This is a genomic window from Enterococcus pallens ATCC BAA-351 (assembly GCF_000407485.1).
Lineage (GTDB): Bacteria > Bacillota > Bacilli > Lactobacillales > Enterococcaceae > Enterococcus_A > Enterococcus_A pallens.
The window spans coordinates 497,886-515,482 of the sequence record NZ_ASWD01000001.1 but is presented as its reverse complement, the minus strand read 5'-3'; the positions used below and the strand labels follow the sequence as shown (position 1 = coordinate 515,482).

The window sequence follows — 17,597 nt, the reverse complement described above, 5'->3', positions numbered from 1 at the left end:
AAAATGTGAGCTCTCTTTGGTTTTCAAAGAGAGTCCATTTTACTTTATTAAGCATAAAGATAAATTTACCCACAATAGCTTTGGAGATTAATGGGTATCCGATTTAGGATGATAATCAGGAAAAATCATATTCGTCTAACTCTTTGAAGCAAGTAATGAGGGACATAAAAAGTAGTAATTGTTCATTGAAGCAATTATATAGAAGGGATGGGATAGGTATTTATAGATTAAGTAATTAGTAGTTTAATAAAGCTACTTTCCCAAAAACTCCCCCATCTTTTTGACACTTTCCTTCTAACATGTTATGATTCTTGGCGAAAGAGGGAACATCTGATGATTTACGATTACTATTTTAGATTTACAAGAAAATCAGCTCTTAACAAATGGATACGATGAAGCATTGTTAGGGGCATACAATAAAGGTTGAGACTTCATCGAAAACGCCCGAAATAGGCAGTTTTATTTGTCGTGCTTGGTGTTTTCGATTTGGAAAAAGACGTTGTAGCTGCAGACAATTGCTGTTGTCTGCGGTTTTTTTGTTAGTCTTGCTTTTCGCAGCATGCACATATGCACGAAATAGCTGTTAGAATCGGTGATGTTTTCCTGCACTAGAATGAAACAGTAAATAAGGAGATAGAAAAGTTATGATGAATTTAGTAGATATTACTCAGCAGTTTGGCGATAAGCTGCTGTATGAAAAAATTAATGCGCAAATTAATAAAGGTGAACATGTGGGCCTAATTGGTCGGAATGGTGCTGGCAAAAGTACTTTGATTAAGATTATTACTGGTGAAATTTTGCCGGATGAGGGACAAATTGTCGTTTCCCCTAAATTTCATGTGGGCTACTTGGACCAGTATGTAAATGTGGATGAAACCTTAACCATTCAAGAGTTTCTGCAAACGGCCTTTGCTGAAGATATTGCCAAGGAAGCAGAGATTATCAAATTGTACGAAGACTATGCCACCGATATGGATGACAGGTTGTTAGAACGAGCTGGCAAGCTGCAAAACGAACTAGACCAAGGCGAGTTTTATCAAATGAATACCTTGATCGATGAATTGGCTACTGGATTAGGAATTAATATTCTTGGTATGGATAGTCCCCTGAAGAATTTGAGTGGAGGACAGCGTTCAAAAATTCTTTTAGCTAAATTGCTGTTGGAAAAACCAGATTTGTTAATTCTGGATGAGCCCACCAACCATTTAGATGATGATCATGTACATTGGTTGACGGATTTCTTAAAGGATTTCCCAGGAACGTTCTTAGTCGTTTCTCATGACCAAGATTTCTTAAACGCTGTAACGACACATATCATGGATATTGAATTTGGACAGCTCACCAAATATACCGGAAATTTGGAAAAAGCATCGAAGCAAAAGGAATTGCGGGCGGAAACATACATGCGCCAATATGAGGCTCAACAAACACATATCAAGAAAACGGAAGAATATATTCGGAAATACAAAGCGGGTTCTCGTTCAACCATGGCGAAAAGTCGGGAAAAACAATTGGCGAAGGTCGAGCGTTTGACACCACCATCAGATGCACCAACGCCAAACATTGTGTTCGAGCCAGTACCGCTAGTAACGACCTTGGCTTTGGAAACGGATGAGCTGTTAGTCGGCTACGACAAACCATTATTAGCACCATTACAATTAACTATTCGTTATGGCGAAAAGGTTGCTTTGCGCGGGTTTAATGGTATTGGTAAATCGACGTTGATCAAAACTTTGATCGGTGAAATTCCGGCGTTAGGTGGCAGCTTCCATTTTCCTAACCACACGAAGATCAATTATTTTTCTCAGGAATTAGCTTGGGAAAATCCTTTGGAAACCCCGTTTCAGTATTTAAGCAATCGTTATCCAAAGGCCAATAACAAAGAGCTTCGTCGTCAGCTATCTCGTTCAGGTCTTAGCAGTCAGCTAGCTCAGCAAAGCTTAAAAACTCTCAGTGGTGGAGAACAAACAAAAGTAAAGCTGGCTGACATGACGATGATTAAAAGCAACTTCCTAATTCTCGATGAACCAACAAACCATATCGATCAAGCAACCAAAGAGAATTTACAGCTGGCTTTGGAGAAATTTCCAGGCACAGTTGTCGTCGTTTCTCACGAAAATGGTTTTTACGAAGATTTTGTGGATCGGGTAATTGTTTTAGGCGAAGAATAATAGATAAAATTGGAGGGCGATCTATTCACTTAGATCGTCTTTTTTTGTTTACTTTTCATTTTTCATCCGTCAGAATAAATATAAGATGTCAACGTATTTTGACAAGCCTTCAAGGCGTTTGCAAGCGAGAATTGCTAGTCATTGCAAGCTTTTGCCTTTACGCTTGTAGTAAAGGAGGATATCGTCATGGTTGGAGAAATTTTGAAAGAACACCGAAAAAAGTTGAAGTTGACTCAACAACAAGTGGCTGATCAACTGCATATTTCAAGACAAACGATTTCTAATTGGGAGACCGGAAAAAGTCTGCCGGATGTTTCTATGCTAATTGAAATTAGCTTACTTTTTGACCTATCATTGGATTACTTAATAAAAGGAGACCCGCAGCTGATGAAAAAAATCAAGGAGGATACAACTGTGAATCAATTGATTTCAAAAGGCATCTTTTTGTTGATCATTTGTTTAGCAGCATCGACGTTTTCAATTTTAACTTTACCTTTTAATGGATTGCAAGTTCAAAATGGGGTCGTTTTATTATCGGCAGATATTTTACTTCAGCTGTCTGCTGTTGTAGTTGTAGTTTGGATGGTTGTTATTTATATCAAAAATTTTTATGAGAAAGCTGAAGGTCAAATTCAACGATCAATTCATCGAGTCATCCAAGTTTTTTTGACACTCTCTTTAGGAATTACCAGCTGTTGTGTTGTTTTAACTGTATTGAATTATTTGGGAATTATTAGTTTTCTAACGTGAAGTTATTAGATATTTGGAAGATAAAGCGTCCTATTTGAGGACGCTTTTTCCTTTTAGTAGTTTTGAAATTAAAAAAAGGGAGTTGAAAGAGCTTACTCGACTGTGTACAATGTGGATAATAAAAGGGGGTTGTTCTATGGGGAGAAAAGAAATTATTTTTGACTTTATTACTGAACAAACGGCAAAATTTATTGCGGGCGAAGAGCAGGTAAAACTAGATTCTACAAAAATTTCTGAAGAATTACATATTGCACGCTACAATGTTAGTCGTGATTTAAACAGGTTGGCTGAGGAAGGAAAGGTATTGAAATTTTCTGGCAGACCTGTTTATTTTCTTACAAAGGAACTAGTAGAAAAAGCAGTTGGATATAAAATTATTGCTAACGATGAGCTTGATTTTGAGGAAATGAAAAACTCGCTGCTGTCAGAAGAACCTACGCTGCCAGCTGATTATCCATTTACTGAATTAATTGGCTACGATGGCTCACTGGAAAATGCGATTCGTCAGGCAAAAGCAGCCTTACTTTATCCCCCCAATGGACTACACACGCTTTTGACAGGACCTTCTGGATCGGGCAAAACGACCTTTGCTCGCTTTATGTATCAATATGCTGAGCGAGTAGGAACTTTGATTGAAGGGGCACCTTATGTGGTTTTCAACTGTGCGGATTATTCCAATAATCCCCATTTGCTGCTAGATCATTTGTTTGGACATGTGAAGCAGGCCTTTACTGGAGCTGAGACGGATAAAGCGGGATTGATTGAGACTGCTAACCAAGGAATCTTGTTTCTGGATGAAATTCATCGCTTACCACCAGAAGGCCAGGAAATGTTGTTTTCCATAATGGATCGAGGAGAATATTATCGTTTAGGGGAATCAGCTAAGCCCCGCAAGGTTCAAGTTCTGATCATTGGAGCGACAACGGAAGAAATTCAGGGAACCATTTTGGCGACTTTTTTGCGACGAATTCCATTGACTATTAATATGCCTAGTGTGAAGGAACGTGGCTTAACAGAAAAAATTAAGCTGATTTATTTCTGCTTTGAACAGGAATCTAAAAAAATCAATCGCAGACTGCAGGTCAATGAAGATGTTGTTCGTTTCTTCCTGCAATATGATCCAGTAGGGAATATTGGACAGATCAAGAATGATGTGCAATTGTTATGTGCGAATGCGTTAGTCGACAGTATTTCTAATCAGCAGGAAACCGTTCAGGTGAAGCTTTCTCACCTATCCACCTATTTGATTGATCAATTTTATTATGCTCATTCCAATGAAATGAATGATCAGCAAATGCGGGAAAAGCTGAAGCTGTTAAAAATCGATGAATTGGTTTTTACACCTCAGCAGGAGAAAAATGCCGATCCGTTTTTATTAGTGGATGAGGAAGAAAGTGTGTCACACGATGTTTTGGAAACTTATCAACGTTATCTGGAAGGCAAAGGCACACTCTCACCATTAAAAACGATTATCCACGGGAAAACACAAGAGCTGGCGGAAAAGCAGCAAAATCGCCAGCAGCCCATTTTCAAAATTGTTTCTCGCAAAAATTACGAGGTCACGGTCAATATTTTGAAAAAAATCGCACAGGTCAATCATTACCATTTAGACGAAAGCAATATTAAAAGCTTGGCCCTGCATTTGGATACGTTAATCGAAAAAATTTCTGAAGGGTATTCTTTCCGGGACAACACATTTTTAGAGCATAAGCGCCAAAATGACTTTGAGCTGGAAAAGGAATTGGAGGTAGCTGAGCATATCTGCACAGAAATTTCGAAACAGTTAGAGGTGGAATTACCGGAAAGTGAAAAGTATTTTATCTCATTGTATTTGAAGGCAATGAGTGAGAAATACACGGAGAAAAAAATTGGTGTGCTCATTCTAACCCATGGCAACGCTGCTGCGACAGATTTTGCAGCAACTGCCAATCAATTGTTGAATGTCGAACATGCAGTGGGGCTCAATATGCCGCTTTCGCAATCCGTCGGGGAAACTTTGGAAAAGGCAACCGCGATTGTTCAAAAGCTTGATCAAGGAAAAGGGGTAGTTATCCTTAGCGACATGGGTTCGCTGAATATGTTCGGTGACATCATTAGCAAGAAAACCGGAATTGCTACTGAAACGATCAAAATGGTAACCACACCGATGGCAATTGAAGCAACAAGAAAATCTTTGCTGCCCAAAATGACTTTACGGAAGCTCGCTGAGGATATTGTCGAACAAAGCGGCTATATTGGAAATAGTGTGCAGGAATTTCAAGAAAAGAGTTTGGAAGAAAGCAGTGGAATTTTTGAAGAGGATCGCCGCAGTAAAATCATCTGTATTTTGGAAGAGAGCCTGATTTTTTTAGATGGTGCTGCTATTTATGATTTATTGGAGATTGAAGCCAGGAAAATTTGTGAACAGTATCAGATTGATCATTATGAGGATTTTTGGATTAAGTTTTTATTCCATACCAGCAGCATGCTGGAGCGGGCGATTCGCAAGGAACAGTTTCTCCGAGAAGAAACGAAGCGAATTATTCAGCAAAATCCTAGCTTGCATGCTTATCTTCGGGAAATGCTGATACCGATTGAGAATCGGTTTGCTATCTCAATTGAAGATAGCGAAATCAGCTTTTTAATGGAGCTGATTGAAGTGAATTCGGAAATGACTGTTTAACAGCACACATAGGAAGGATCGCCAGCACACTAATAAAACCTTACAGCACACATAAATGGAAAAGACAGATAAAGCTAAAGCCACGAAACAGCCAATGAGATAAAAGGCTGTTTTATGGCTTTTTTAGTGTTGTTCACAAAGTTGGCACAGGGCTTGCTTTATTAGAAGTGAGGAGGTGAAAGGATGATTGGACTATTGATCATGACTCATGGTGAGCTGGCTAAGGGCTACTTGTCAGCCTCGGAGTTGATTTCAGGAAAAGCGGAAAACATTGATTCATTAGGACTCTTTCATGAAACAAGTATTGAAGATTTCAAAGAAGCAGCGGCAGAAAAAATACAGATGTTGGATCAAGGGGAAGGGGTATTAGTATTTTGCGACATCTTTGGTGCAAGCCCATACAATGTGACCGCTCAAAACTATCATCTATTAAAAGGAAAGGTAAATTATCGATCTGTAACTGGGGTGAATTTGCCGATGGTAATCGAGGCAATTTGCAGTCGTGAAACCATGGAGCTGGATCAGCTGGCTCAATATATTCAAACGGTAGGTAAAGAAGGTATTAAGGAACTTTTTGAGACGATGGAGAGGAAGGATTGACATGAGTGAGATTGTATTAACCAGAATTGATGATCGCTTAATTCACGGGCAGGTGATGACTGCCTGGGTGAAAAAAACACGAGCCAATCAAATTTTGATTATTGATGATGAGGTTGCCAAAGATGAGTTTATGCGAGAAGTGTTGAAAATGTCGGCGCCAAATGGCATCGATATTGTGGTTAAGGGGTTAGCAGATGCGGTGGCGTTTTTAAATCAGCAGGGAGACAATGACAAACGTTTAATTATTTTAGTTAAGGGACCGACAGTGATTGAACAGCTTCTGGAAAATGGCATCGCAATTGATAAGTTGGTTGTTGGAGGAATGGGCGCAAAAGCAGAAAGACGAGTATTATACAAGAATATTTCCGCTTCCGAGGAAGAACGAGCAGTATTCAAGCGAATGATTGATCGAAAAATTCCAGTGGTCATTCATATTATTCCCGACCAAAAGGAAACGGATCTTTCCAAGTATCTGTAAATAGCATAGCTTAAAAAGGAGGAGAAAAAATGTTACTATCCGCAATTTTAGTTGCCATTATTTCAACTGTTTGTAACTGGTGGCCTAGTCATTTAATCACTCGATCTTGGCTTTATCCGATTTGGTCAGGTTTCTTAGTAGCTTTGGCGATGGGAGAACCGCTAATGGGGATGCAGGCAGCTGCATATATCAACCTGGCTTATCTCGGTTGGATTACTGCTGGTGGAACGATGCCCGGAAACTTACCAGTTGCAGCTGTATTTGGTACAGCAATGACTATTTTATCTGGTGCTGATCCAAGCTTGGCAGTCACCTTTGCTGTTCCATTTAGTTTGTTCGGAATTTTGACCTTCCAGCTGACTATGTCAATCAATGCGTTATGGGTTCACCAGGCCGAAAAATTCTTAGATAACGGCAACATTCGTGCGATGCGAATGATGAATTATGTACCCTCAGGAATTTTAAACTTTGTCATTACCGGAATTCCAGCTTTCATTTTAGTTTATTTTGGTGCTGAACCGATGCAGAACTTGTTAAACATGATTCCTGATTCGTTTGTTACAGCAATGCAGGTTGTGGGAGCGATCATGCCCGCATTAGGGATTGCTATGCTGATCAGCTTCATGGGGAACAAAAAGATTATGCCATTTTTCTTTTTAGGTTTTATTTTGGCCGTTTATTTAAAATTGGACGTAATGGCGATCACTGCGATTGCCGCAATTCTGGGTTTTGTTTTCTACAACACTGGTTTCTTAGATATGAAACCTGCTGGAAAGGAGCAATCATAGATGGAAGTGAAATTAACGAAGAAAGAGATGTTGAAAAACTGGGCGTTAACTTATTCCAGTGAGACTGCCTACAACTATGAACGTCTGCAGGCTCTAGGTCAAGCGAATGCCATGGTTCCAGTAATTCGCAAGCTGTATCCCGATGACAAGGAAAGACAAGTCAAGGAATTAAAGAAGTATTTTGTCTTTTACAATACAGAGCCTTCTTTTATTGGGACTATGATTCCTGGTGTAGCTGCAGCGATGGAGGAACAAAGGGCAAATGGTGCTGAGGATATTACGGATGAAACAATTAATTCACTTCGTACAGGTTTAATGGGGCCAATCGCTGGGATTGGAGACACAGTCAGTCAAGGAATAGTGTATCCGATTTTGGCTGGGATTGCTTGTTCATTAGCGATTGATGGCAGCTATGTAGGTCCAATCTTTTTTGAGATTGCCTATAAAGCCTGCTTAATCGGTTTTGGTTGGAACATGTATCGTTTAGGTTATCAAAAAGGAAAATCCTTTATTTTAACCATGCTGCGTGAAGGTACAATTGCTCGATTGACGGAAATTTTCAGTATGATTGGGTTGATGGTAGTCGGTTGTATGACCGCTTCACGGGTGAATGTGGTAATTCCGCTGATTTTAAATATTAAAGGAGTAGAGCTAAACGTTCAAGAGCAGGTAATCAATGCTTTAATGCCAGGCTTGGTGCCGTTGGGAATTACGATGCTGGTATATTGGTTAGTTCGAAAGAAAGTAAATATCAATCTGATCATCTTGATCATTTTTGTCCTAGGAATTGCATTAGCTTATCTTGGCGTGCTGGGAATTCCTGAAGGATAGAAGGAGGATTTAATGAAAGCAGTTGAATTAGTTTCCATTGGTCAATTAACTTTAGTAGAAAAAGAAAAGCCCTCGCCTAAAAAAGGCGAGGTGCTGTTAAAAATTATGGCTTGTGGAATTTGCGGTTCAGATATTCCCCGTACTTTTGTTACTGGGTCTTACCATTTTCCAACCGTTTTAGGTCATGAATTTTCGGGTGAAATTGTAGCTTTGGGTGACGAGGTTGAGGAAAGCTATTTAGGCAGAAAAGCTGCTGTTTTTCCGTTACTTCCCTGCAACCAATGTGAGTTTTGCCAGTCGGGAAATTATGCGCAATGTACCAACTATAATTATTTTGGTTCACGCACAGATGGCGGCTTTGAAGAGTATTTGGCAGTTCCGGTGTTTAATTTAGTGCTTTTGGAAGATCAGGTCAGCTTTGAAGAAGGTGCGATGGTGGAACCAGCAACGGTTGCTCAGCATGTTGTTAATAAAGCTCAGGTAACCTTAGGTGATTCAATTGTCATTTTTGGAGCTGGCCCAATTGGAGTAATGGTTGCACAGTGGGCCAAAATCAACGGGGCGGGAAAGGTTTTACTAGCCGATATTGATCAGACAAAGGTTGATTTTGCTAAAGAGCTGGGCTTTGAATTTGTTTGCAACAGTGGGGAAGTTTCGGCAGAAGAATTCATCAAAGAAACTTTAGGCGGAAAATTGGCGGATATAGCTGTGGAAGCAACTGGCTCCAGTGCAGCCTTTGATCAATGTGTCCAATCCATACGCGCATTTGGTCGCGTAGTATTGTTAGGCAATCCTCATTCTGATATGACACTAAAGCAAAAAACATACGATCAATTTATGCGAAAAGAGGGCACGATTGTCGGCATGTTTAACAGTGTTTATGATAAAATTCCTAAAAATGAGTGGCGAGTAACCGCCCAGGCTATTGCCGATGGAAGCTTGAATTTGTCTCCGTTAATTACCCACAAAGTGCCAATTGAAGAACTGATAGCAGCCTTTGATATGGTTCATGAGAAAAAAGAATTTTACAATAAGGTGTTGATGGTTCATGAAGACTTATTATGAAAATAGTCAGGCAGTGATAGAAGAGTTAAGTCATCTGTTAAGTAAGGTTTCTCAAGAACAGATAGACAGTTATGCCATGGAACTTCTACAGGCAGAAAAAGTTTTCTTTATCGGTGTAGGACGGGTTCGGCTGGCGTTGGAGGCTACTGTAAAGCGATTGACACATCTGGATATTCATTGCCATATGGTGGGGGATTTAAATGAACCACCGATTACCAGTCAGGATTTATTAGTGGTAGGCAGCGGTTCGGGTGAATCAGTGATCCCGTTAGAAATTGCTAAAAAAGCTAAACGCTTTGATGCGCGCATTGTTCATCTGACGTCTAATCCAACAAGTTCAATTGCTCAGCTGGCGGATGTCATTGTCCAATTCGAGAGTCCATCAAAAAGTTCACAGGCTTTTACGTCAATTCAACCGATGACCACAGTATTCGAGCAAGGCTTATTATTGTTCCATGATGTATTAACCTTGCAACTGATGGCGGAAAAAGGCTTGACCTTTGACGAAATGAAAGCTAATCATGCCAATTTAGAATAGAGGGAAATAGTTTGAAAAAGAAAACCGCAATGATTACCGGTGCCGCTGGCGGTCTGGGACAGGCCGTCGTGGAAAAATTGATTGATCAAGATTTTATGGTATTTGTGAATGATAACAATCAAAAACGCTTGGATCTGTTAGCAGAAAATTATGATTCCAGCAGTATTTACCCAATGTGTTTTGATGTTACTGATGAAGCGGCTTGGCAAAAAGCAGCAGCAACTATTCAGGAAAAAGCAGAAAAGTTGGATGTACTGTTTAACAATGCCGGAATTTTTAAAATTGCTACGATTGAAGATACAACGGTTGAGCTGTGGGAGAAAACGCTGGCCGTAAATACATTAAGTATGTTTTTAGGAATTAAAGAAATGCTTCCTTTATTAGGTGACGGCAGCAGTGTCATCAACACTGCTTCTATTGCTTCCTTTCTAGGATCAAAAAACCGCATTGCTTATGCAGCTTCTAAAGGAGCAGTGGCAGCACTAACGAAAGCTGCTGCAATCGAGTTAGCACCGCGAGGTATTCGGGTAAATTCCGTACATCCTGCTTATATCAATACTCAAATGGCCGAACATGCGGCTCAAGCTACCGATCGCACTAAGGAGGAAATGGGCCAGCGGATTCCTTTACACAATCGAATCAGTACAGCTGATGAGGTTGCCGATGCAGTTGTTTTTCTAGCCACAGAGGGGTCACGCTTTATGACTGGTGCCGAGATGGTTGTTGACGGTGGACAATCGGTTAACTAAAGGAGGAAAGCTGATGGTACAATTATCACCTTCACTAATGTGTATGGATTTAGGTAAATTCAGTGAACAGATTGCTTACTTAAATACGGTAATGGATTATTATCATATCGATATTATGGATGGACACTATGTAAACAATATGACGCTATCACCATGGTTCATCGAACAATTACAAGCGCATACTCAAATTCCACTAGATGCGCATTTGATGGTAACAAATCCAGTAGAATATGTTGAACCATTATTGAATTTAGGTGTCGAAGTAATCAGCATTCATGCGGAGCATCTAAATGGTCATGCCTTTCGAGTGAGTCAAACAATTAACGCACAAGGCAAAAAAATGGGTGTCGTTCTGAACCCCGAGACACCGATGAATTTGATTTTAGACTATCTTCATTTAATTGATATCGTAACGGTGATGACAGTCGACCCTGGGTTTGCTGGACAGAAATTCATCGTAGAGAGTTTAGACAAAGTTCGTTGGCTGAAGAATTATCGCGAGGAAAATAACCTGTCATTTTTAATTCAAATTGACGGTTCCTGCAACGAGAAAACTTATCCGGTTATGTTAGAAGCAGGAGCGGATATTTTGATTGTGGGCTCCAGTGGATTGTTTAACTTGGATGATGATATCAAGAAATCTGTTGCGTTGTTAAATGAACATTTAGCAAAGGCCACAGTTTAAAAGTAGAGAACCGAACGATTATAAGTTAGGGTTCCTTAAAACAGGAATCTACACAAATAATCGTTCGGTTCTATTTATTGCTTTCTTTCGTTTTTAGACGCGTTTCTTCCTATTTAATAGGAACATTAGCAAGGCTTGAATAAATAGCGCCCCAATTAGCGAAGCCGCGATAACCAATTGTCCTGTTTTAGAATTGAGAAAACTGGAGAAATCATTGATACGCAGCAAAATACCACCAAACAAATAAACCGACAATAGAGGAATAAAGGGGATCCAAGGCGCTTTATCCTTTTCACGAATAAACAGGGCGACAAGAATAAAACCCGTTAACAAAATGAATAAGATTCCAGTGGTACGATTTAAAGTAATCACCAAAGGAGTAGAGATGAAAATCATCAAGAGAAGTCCACAAACTAAGCCTACAAGAATGAATGTGTAAAACAATAGGCTGCTGATTTTCGACTGATAACAATAGACACTATGACCTAGAAGTTTCAAAATGAAGATGGCAAAAATAACCGTCAATAGTCCCACGATTAAGTAACGGCCTAAATCGATTCCTTTGGTTGGATCAATCAGAGTTGGTATAAACATAATCAAAAGATAAGTCACTAGACCGGTTAGCACTACCTTCGCTAAATCTAGTAGCTTTATCGGCAATTGTTTAATAATTTCGTCTGCAATTTGTTTAGGATTTTTGCCAAAATATTCTTCAGCAGAAATTCCCTGATTTTGTGCGTCTAAAAGGTCCTGCAATATTTCCAGTAAAAGTTCTTCGGATTGCTGATTATCTCTGATCATTGATTTTGCTCTAACATAAATTAACAGATTCCCGTAGTATTTTTCATTTTCTGCTGTCAGTTCTTTTTGCAGCTCTGCGTTAGTTTCCTCCAATGTAGATTTAGTCATTCCCCTCAACTCCTTCAATTATTCGTTCCATATTATTTTTTAAGTCTGACCACTGAGCCAAAAATTTTTCTTTTTCAGCAGTTCCTTCTTCAGTGATAGCATAATATTTTCTTTTTGGTCCGTTTTCAGAAGCGCGCATGCTTCCCTTAATTAAATTTTTCTTTTCTAGAGAAAGCAGTAGAGGATAAATGGTGCCTTTTGAAATATTGGTGAAGCCAAAGCTGTCTAAACTTTTGCTTAGTCCATAACCGTATAGTTCTTCTTTAGATAATAAAAGTAAAATACTTCCTGTTAAGACACCTTTCAACATTTGGGAATCAATTTTATCGGACATTTTTCCACCTCAATCACTAGCTTGCTTTACAAGTTAATCATAGGCTAAACAAGCTAGTATGTAAAGCAAGTTAGTGATTTTTTTTGTAGCCATAATAAAAGGCACTAAGTTTCCTTAGTGCCAGAACAATCAATTATTCCATAGTTCCTTTAACGCCTTCAATTACTGCATTGCGAAAGCCGTATTTTTCTAAAGCAACAACGCCTTTGATAGTTGTACCGCCGGGTGTTGCGACACCGTCTTTCAATTCGCCGGGATGTTTCTTTGATTGCAGCGCCAATTCGGCAGCGCCTTTAATCATTTGTTGGGCGATTTGGTAAGAAAGGTCGCGGTTTAAACCGTAAAAAACGCCGGCATCGGATAATGCTTCAATAAACAGATCGACAAAGGCTGGGCCACAGCCAGCTACTGAACCAACAATACCTAACAAAGGCTCATCGATTTCAACCAATGTTCCTAGCAGCTGCAGTCTTTGATCAATCGTTTCCTTGTCATCTGTAGTTAATTGTTCGCTATAAGAGATGCCTAAAACGCCTTCGTTGACTGAGACAGGTGTGTTGGGAATGCAGTGAGACAACGGATAATCCTTTCCTAGGACTTCCGCCATTTCTGCTAAATCAACACCAGCCGCTACAGAAACCAAAGGAATTTTCTTTTCAATTACAGCAGCAGGTAAGGACTGAATGATTGGCAAAACGGCCGCAGGATTCACCGCTACAATAAGCAGAGAAGTCTCAGCTAAATCTTCTAATTGATCAATTAAAGTAAAACCCAATTCCTTTTGACGATTAGCTGCGGTTTTACTTCGGCCACCTTTAACTAAAATATTTTCGGGTTGAACTTTTCCTGAAGCAATAAAGCCTTGAATCATCGCAGTGCCCATGTGACCGGCACCAAAAAAGCCAATTTTCATAACAAAAAACCTCCTCCTTCTCATTATAACGAGAAAGAGGAGGAAAGCTAAGGGGTTTGCTTTACTATTGCCCTTTTTATTAGGCAGTTTTTTTAAATGCGGCTGATTGAATGTAGCTGTTGCTTGTATGTTGTGCATGAGCTTTTTGCTCAGCAGCCATTAACTTGGCTCTGTTTAAAATATCTTCTTGTCTTTTATGTTCGTAAGCATCAATTCGTTGGAAATAAGCACGTTTCTTCATTTGACTCGTTTGATATCTCCAGATAATCAAGGCGACTAGCAACAATAATCCTAGTAAATAAAACATATTGAACACCTCCATGACCCTATTGTAAGTGATTGTTTGCAATCTAAGTAGGACATATGTCATACTTGAGAAAAAGTGGAGAAAAAAGATGGAAAACTATCAATTAACAGAAGTACATCGAAAATTATTGGAAAAGTATGGTCTTTCGGACATGGATACCAGGTGTTTTATTCATTGGTACAAAGCAGGAGAAACTATTCATAATGAAGGGGAGCCTTATCAGCACCTGATTATGTTGGTTTCTGGGAAAGCCAAAGTTTGTACGACTGCCTCAAATGGCAAAGATTTGGTATTGAGTTATTATGTGTCAGGTGGATTAATTGGCGATATGGAATTGGCAAGTACTACGAATACGGGTACCGCTTCAGTAGTAGCACTATCTCCGGTAGAGTGTTTGGTGATTCCTTATCAGCATCAACGTAATTTTTTACTGGAAAACTTAACCTTTGTTCAGCATTTAGCCCGAGGTTTGTCGGAAAAATTACTTTTAAGCTCACAAAATTATGTCTCAACTGCTCTTTATACTGGAGAACAGCGTCTGTGTTCTTATATTTTACAGGGAGCATACAAAGGATATTTTCAGGATAATTTGACAGATGTAGCCGCAACAATTGGCATGAGCTATCGCCATATGTTTCGTTTATTGAAAAATTTGTGTGAAGAAGGAATTCTAGAGCGGGAAAATCACAGCTTTTTGATTTTAGAAGAAGAAGAATTACAGGCACGTTCTTCTGAAGCAGCATCAAAACACGACTAATGAAGTTTCGATGCCATTAGTCGTGTTTTATAAGTCGTTATTGATCACATTTTGTCTCGACAATTTCTGCAATTTGAATTTTATAATCTAAATTCTGCTGGTAATTCAACGAAAAATAGCAGGCATATATGGTATCCAAAATAAAATTAATCGAAGCTAGAGAAGAAAAGTCGGCAATTTTGGAATAGGATGTTTCTCGCGTGGTCGTGTTCAAGACGACGTCAGCCCATTCAGCTAGGCGATTATTACCAATACTAGTAATGGCAATAATGGGTACATGGTTCTCTTTTAGCAGCTTAACTGATTTTAATAAGGCGGAGGTTTCGCCAGAATAGGAAAGACAGATAGCACAATCAGCATCAGTCGTCATAGCCGCATCATGAAAAGGATCTGCAGAAATTTCGGCTTCTTTATTGATCCTTCTAAGCTTAAACACAAACTCTTCTCCTGCATAATTTAAATTGTCTACCGCAAACACCCGAACTTTTTTGCTTCTTTCCATAATCCGAATAGCTTGATGAAGCTCATCGTGTGAAATCAGCGAAAGAGTATCGTGAATACTTTCAACATGCAGCTGCCCCATTTTGTCAATAATCGTCATCAAGGGATCTTTAACATAAAAGGGATGATCAGCATCTATTGATTGGAAATGTTTTTGCAGGTAATTGATTTCTGTTAAGAAGGTTTCTTTGAATTCTACCCAGCCGGCGCAGTCCAATTTTTGGGCAATTTGTACCAAAATTGACGGCGAAGTAAAGGTTTCGTTGGCAATCGCTTTCACAGAGTAATCCTTAATCAAGGATTTTTTTTCTAAAATAAAATCTATCACCACTTTTTCGTTGGGAGAAAAAGGATAATCTTTCATTCGTTGGGTTAATAACATAAGCTCACCTCTACTATTTCTTTGCTTAAAGTATAGGCGATTGCTAGTGCGAACACAATACGAGAAGGAAAATAAACAACAAAGAAGAGGGAATAAATAATTTTAGAATTTAAAAACTAAATTTTTATTTTTTAAAAGTTCGAAATTACCAATGATAATGGTTTTGTGTGCTAGGTAGTAGTCAAGCAGCAGCTTTTTCTGCTGTTTTTTATTATGCGAAAAAGCATACTGATTTGGAGTTCAAATTTTTGTCTAAAATTAAGGATACTGCTACCCTTTAAGAGAGTTATAAAAAGAAGGAGGGCTTTACTAATGAGATATACAAATGGCAATTACGAGGCCTTTGCCAAAAGCAGAAAACCAGAAGGTGTCGATGATAAAAATGCTTATATTGTAGGCGCGGGTCTGGCTGGTTTGGCGGCGGCTGTATTTTTGATTCGTGATGGGCATATGAAGGGGGAGCATATCCATATTTTTGAAGAATTATCCCTTTCTGGTGGTTCGCTAGATGGTAAATTCATTCCACATGATGGGTTTGTTACTCGTGGTGGACGAGAAATGGAAAATCATTTTGAATGTTTATGGGATTTATTTCGTTCGGTCCCTTCATTAGAGGTTGAGGATGCTTCGGTTTTGGATGAATTTTATTGGTTGGACCATGATGATCCTAATTCTTCCAACTGTCGGATTATCCATAATCGCGGAGAGCGAGTTGAAGATGATGGAGAGTTTACATTGTCGAAAAAAGCCCAACGAGAATTGGTTGAACTCTTTATGACTTCAGAAGATCAATTAATTGGTAAGCGGATAGAGGATGTTTTTGGCGAAGAATTTTTTGCATCAAATTTTTGGCTGTACTGGTGTTCAATGTTTGCCTTTGAAAAATGGCATTCAGCAATAGAAATGCGCCGCTACGTGATGCGTTTCATTCATCACATCAAAGGACTGCCGGATTTTACAGCTTTAAAATTTACGCGCTACAATCAATATGAGTCATTGGTGAAACCGTTACTAAGTTTCCTAGAGGACCAAGGTGTAGATTTCCAATACGAAACTAAAATCGAAGCTATTGAGGTCGATATTCAATCCGATAGCAAAACGGCTAAAAAAATTAGTTTGACTAAGGCTGGCAATGCAGAAACGATTGAATTAACTCAAAAGGACTTGGTTTTTGTTACGAATGGTTCCATTACTGAAAGCTCCACCGAAGGAGATCATAATACACCAGCGCCTATAACTCATGAATTAGGCGGCAGCTGGAATCTATGGAAAAATTTAGCTAAACAATCACCTGAATTTGGTCATCCAGAAGTCTTTTGCGACAATTTGCCAGATGAAAGCTGGTTTGTTTCAGCAACTGTAACGTGGGAAAACTTTGACATTGAACCATACATTAGTCGATTAACGCAAAGAAAATTGCGGACGGGGCATATTGTTACCGGCGGAATTATTACTATTAAAGATTCCAACTGGTTAATGAGCTTTGCGACCCATCGTCAACCACATTTTAAGGAACAAAAGGATCAACAGACCGTTACCTGGGTGTATGGTTTGCTTTCTAATACCCCAGGGAATTACATTAAGAAGCCGATTGAAGAATGTTCAGGTAAAGAAATTGTTCAGGAGCTGATGTATCACTTGGGAGTACCTGAAGATGACATTGTACGCTTCTCTGAGAACTCTTGCAAAGTGATTCCGGTTTATATGCCGTTTATTACTTCGTACTTTATGCTGCGAGAACCTGGTGATCGACCATTGGTTATTCCTAATGGTTCAACCAATTTAGCTTTTATTGGAAACTTCGCTGAAACGCAACGAGATACTGTATTTACGACAGAATATTCGGTACGTACTGCCATGGAGGCTGTTTATCAGCTTTTAGATGTAGAACGAGGTGTGCCAGAAGTATTTGCTTCGGCCTATGATTTGCGCACCCTGGCAAATTCCGTGTATTATCTAACCGATAAAAAGAAACTGACTGAAATGGATATGCCATTTGTGGAACGCAAGCTGGTAGAAGGTTTTGTGAAAAAGGTAGAAGGAACATACATCAGTGATATTTTGAAAGATAATCATTTGATTTAGGCAAAGAAAAGCAGGAAAACTGTGTCTATCAGTTTTTTTGCTTTTTTCTGTAGTCATCTATATATAAACTAAAACAGGCAATGTATAATTAA

18 protein-coding genes are annotated in these 17,597 nt (G+C 39.1%); 13 read left to right on the top strand and 5 right to left on the bottom strand.

Features of this window, described 5'->3' with window-relative positions:
* Nucleotides 1–644: 644 nt before the first annotated feature.
* The 11 genes from I588_RS02490 (at nucleotide 645) to alsE (ending at nucleotide 11,317) form a co-directional block, all read left to right on the top strand.
* Nucleotides 645–2,171, top strand: coding sequence for an ABC-F family ATP-binding cassette domain-containing protein (locus tag I588_RS02490; RefSeq protein WP_010757363.1), 1,527 nt, complete (start codon nucleotides 645–647; stop codon nucleotides 2,169–2,171).
* A gap of 186 nt (nucleotides 2,172–2,357) precedes the next feature.
* Nucleotides 2,358–2,921: a helix-turn-helix domain-containing protein gene (locus I588_RS02485; RefSeq protein WP_010757362.1), complete on the top strand. Its 564-nt coding sequence runs from the start codon at nucleotides 2,358–2,360 to the stop codon at nucleotides 2,919–2,921.
* 136 nt (nucleotides 2,922–3,057) lie between these two features.
* Nucleotides 3,058–5,583 carry a sigma-54-dependent transcriptional regulator gene (locus I588_RS02480; protein ID WP_010757361.1) on the top strand — a complete coding sequence of 842 codons (2,526 nt, stop codon included), beginning with the start codon at nucleotides 3,058–3,060 and terminating at the stop codon, nucleotides 5,581–5,583.
* A gap of 183 nt (nucleotides 5,584–5,766) precedes the next feature.
* Nucleotides 5,767–6,183: a PTS sugar transporter subunit IIA gene (locus I588_RS02475; RefSeq protein WP_010757360.1), complete on the top strand. Its 417-nt coding sequence runs from the start codon at nucleotides 5,767–5,769 to the stop codon at nucleotides 6,181–6,183.
* 1 nt (nucleotide 6,184) lies between these two features.
* Complete coding sequence (locus I588_RS02470; protein ID WP_010757359.1) at nucleotides 6,185–6,661, top strand: PTS sugar transporter subunit IIB; 477 nt, start codon at nucleotides 6,185–6,187, stop codon at nucleotides 6,659–6,661.
* A 29-nt stretch (nucleotides 6,662–6,690) separates the two neighbouring features.
* Nucleotides 6,691–7,449, top strand: coding sequence for a PTS mannose/fructose/sorbose/N-acetylgalactosamine transporter subunit IIC (locus I588_RS28005; protein ID WP_010757358.1), 759 nt, complete (start codon nucleotides 6,691–6,693; stop codon nucleotides 7,447–7,449).
* Nucleotides 7,450–8,280: a PTS system mannose/fructose/sorbose family transporter subunit IID gene (locus tag I588_RS28000; protein WP_010757357.1), complete on the top strand. Its 831-nt coding sequence runs from the start codon at nucleotides 7,450–7,452 to the stop codon at nucleotides 8,278–8,280.
* Between the two features lie 12 nt (nucleotides 8,281–8,292).
* Nucleotides 8,293–9,345 (top strand): galactitol-1-phosphate 5-dehydrogenase, encoded by a 1,053-nt coding sequence (locus tag I588_RS02455; RefSeq protein WP_010757356.1) that lies wholly within the window; start codon nucleotides 8,293–8,295, stop codon nucleotides 9,343–9,345.
* Nucleotides 9,329–9,883 (top strand): 6-phospho-3-hexuloisomerase, encoded by a 555-nt coding sequence (hxlB, locus tag I588_RS02450; protein ID WP_010757355.1) that lies wholly within the window; start codon nucleotides 9,329–9,331, stop codon nucleotides 9,881–9,883. The genes I588_RS02455 and hxlB overlap by 17 nt, the downstream gene beginning before the upstream one ends.
* A gap of 11 nt (nucleotides 9,884–9,894) precedes the next feature.
* Nucleotides 9,895–10,632 (top strand): SDR family NAD(P)-dependent oxidoreductase, encoded by a 738-nt coding sequence (locus I588_RS02445; protein ID WP_010757354.1) that lies wholly within the window; start codon nucleotides 9,895–9,897, stop codon nucleotides 10,630–10,632.
* 13 nt (nucleotides 10,633–10,645) lie between these two features.
* Nucleotides 10,646–11,317: a D-allulose 6-phosphate 3-epimerase gene (alsE, locus tag I588_RS02440; protein ID WP_010757353.1), complete on the top strand. Its 672-nt coding sequence runs from the start codon at nucleotides 10,646–10,648 to the stop codon at nucleotides 11,315–11,317.
* 93 nt (nucleotides 11,318–11,410) lie between these two features.
* Here alsE and I588_RS02435 read toward each other — a convergent pair whose 3' ends face one another.
* The 4 genes from I588_RS02435 to I588_RS02420 all read right to left on the bottom strand — a co-directional run bounded on the left by I588_RS02435 (nucleotide 11,411) and on the right by I588_RS02420 (nucleotide 13,780).
* Nucleotides 11,411–12,226, bottom strand: coding sequence for a DUF1129 domain-containing protein (locus I588_RS02435; protein ID WP_010757352.1), 816 nt, complete (start codon nucleotides 12,224–12,226; stop codon nucleotides 11,411–11,413).
* Nucleotides 12,219–12,560 carry a PadR family transcriptional regulator gene (locus I588_RS02430; protein WP_010757351.1) on the bottom strand — a complete coding sequence of 114 codons (342 nt, stop codon included), beginning with the start codon at nucleotides 12,558–12,560 and terminating at the stop codon, nucleotides 12,219–12,221. Before I588_RS02430 ends, I588_RS02435 begins: the two co-directional genes overlap by 8 nt.
* Nucleotides 12,561–12,693: 133 nt before the next feature.
* Nucleotides 12,694–13,473: a pyrroline-5-carboxylate reductase gene (proC, locus tag I588_RS02425; RefSeq protein WP_010757350.1), complete on the bottom strand. Its 780-nt coding sequence runs from the start codon at nucleotides 13,471–13,473 to the stop codon at nucleotides 12,694–12,696.
* Nucleotides 13,474–13,552: 79 nt separating this feature from the next.
* The gene (locus tag I588_RS02420) at nucleotides 13,553–13,780 is read right to left on the bottom strand and encodes a hypothetical protein (RefSeq protein WP_010757349.1); all 228 of its coding nucleotides are present in this window, start codon (nucleotides 13,778–13,780) and stop codon (nucleotides 13,553–13,555) included.
* An 88-nt stretch (nucleotides 13,781–13,868) separates the two neighbouring features.
* On the opposite strand from I588_RS02420, the gene I588_RS02415 reads away from it, so the two are divergent.
* A complete protein-coding gene (locus tag I588_RS02415; RefSeq protein WP_010757348.1) occupies nucleotides 13,869–14,537 on the top strand; it encodes a Crp/Fnr family transcriptional regulator in 669 nt (222 codons plus the stop codon).
* Between the two features lie 37 nt (nucleotides 14,538–14,574).
* Here I588_RS02415 and I588_RS02410 read toward each other — a convergent pair whose 3' ends face one another.
* Nucleotides 14,575–15,420, bottom strand: coding sequence for a MurR/RpiR family transcriptional regulator (locus I588_RS02410; protein ID WP_010757347.1), 846 nt, complete (start codon nucleotides 15,418–15,420; stop codon nucleotides 14,575–14,577).
* 312 nt (nucleotides 15,421–15,732) lie between these two features.
* Between I588_RS02410 and I588_RS02405 the strand changes: the two genes are divergently transcribed.
* Nucleotides 15,733–17,505, top strand: coding sequence for an oleate hydratase (locus tag I588_RS02405; RefSeq protein ID WP_010757346.1), 1,773 nt, complete (start codon nucleotides 15,733–15,735; stop codon nucleotides 17,503–17,505).
* Nucleotides 17,506–17,597: the final 92 nt, after the last annotated feature.

Coding starts and splice junctions, on each gene's coding strand:
- I588_RS02490 (WP_010757363.1), top strand. CDS start 645: ATGATGAATTTAGTAGATATTACTCAGCAGTTTGGCGATAAGCTGCTG.
- I588_RS02485 (WP_010757362.1), top strand. CDS start 2,358: ATGGTTGGAGAAATTTTGAAAGAACACCGAAAAAAGTTGAAGTTGACT.
- I588_RS02480 (WP_010757361.1), top strand. CDS start 3,058: ATGGGGAGAAAAGAAATTATTTTTGACTTTATTACTGAACAAACGGCA.
- I588_RS02475 (WP_010757360.1), top strand. CDS start 5,767: ATGATTGGACTATTGATCATGACTCATGGTGAGCTGGCTAAGGGCTAC.
- I588_RS02470 (WP_010757359.1), top strand. CDS start 6,185: ATGAGTGAGATTGTATTAACCAGAATTGATGATCGCTTAATTCACGGG.
- I588_RS28005 (WP_010757358.1), top strand. CDS start 6,691: ATGTTACTATCCGCAATTTTAGTTGCCATTATTTCAACTGTTTGTAAC.
- I588_RS28000 (WP_010757357.1), top strand. CDS start 7,450: ATGGAAGTGAAATTAACGAAGAAAGAGATGTTGAAAAACTGGGCGTTA.
- I588_RS02455 (WP_010757356.1), top strand. CDS start 8,293: ATGAAAGCAGTTGAATTAGTTTCCATTGGTCAATTAACTTTAGTAGAA.
- hxlB (WP_010757355.1), top strand. CDS start 9,329: ATGAAGACTTATTATGAAAATAGTCAGGCAGTGATAGAAGAGTTAAGT.
- alsE (WP_010757353.1), top strand. CDS start 10,646: ATGGTACAATTATCACCTTCACTAATGTGTATGGATTTAGGTAAATTC.
- I588_RS02435 (WP_010757352.1), bottom strand. CDS start 12,226: ATGACTAAATCTACATTGGAGGAAACTAACGCAGAGCTGCAAAAAGAA.
- I588_RS02430 (WP_010757351.1), bottom strand. CDS start 12,560: ATGTCCGATAAAATTGATTCCCAAATGTTGAAAGGTGTCTTAACAGGA.
- proC (WP_010757350.1), bottom strand. CDS start 13,473: ATGAAAATTGGCTTTTTTGGTGCCGGTCACATGGGCACTGCGATGATT.
- I588_RS02420 (WP_010757349.1), bottom strand. CDS start 13,780: ATGTTTTATTTACTAGGATTATTGTTGCTAGTCGCCTTGATTATCTGG.
- I588_RS02415 (WP_010757348.1), top strand. CDS start 13,869: ATGGAAAACTATCAATTAACAGAAGTACATCGAAAATTATTGGAAAAG.
- I588_RS02410 (WP_010757347.1), bottom strand. CDS start 15,420: ATGTTATTAACCCAACGAATGAAAGATTATCCTTTTTCTCCCAACGAA.
- I588_RS02405 (WP_010757346.1), top strand. CDS start 15,733: ATGAGATATACAAATGGCAATTACGAGGCCTTTGCCAAAAGCAGAAAA.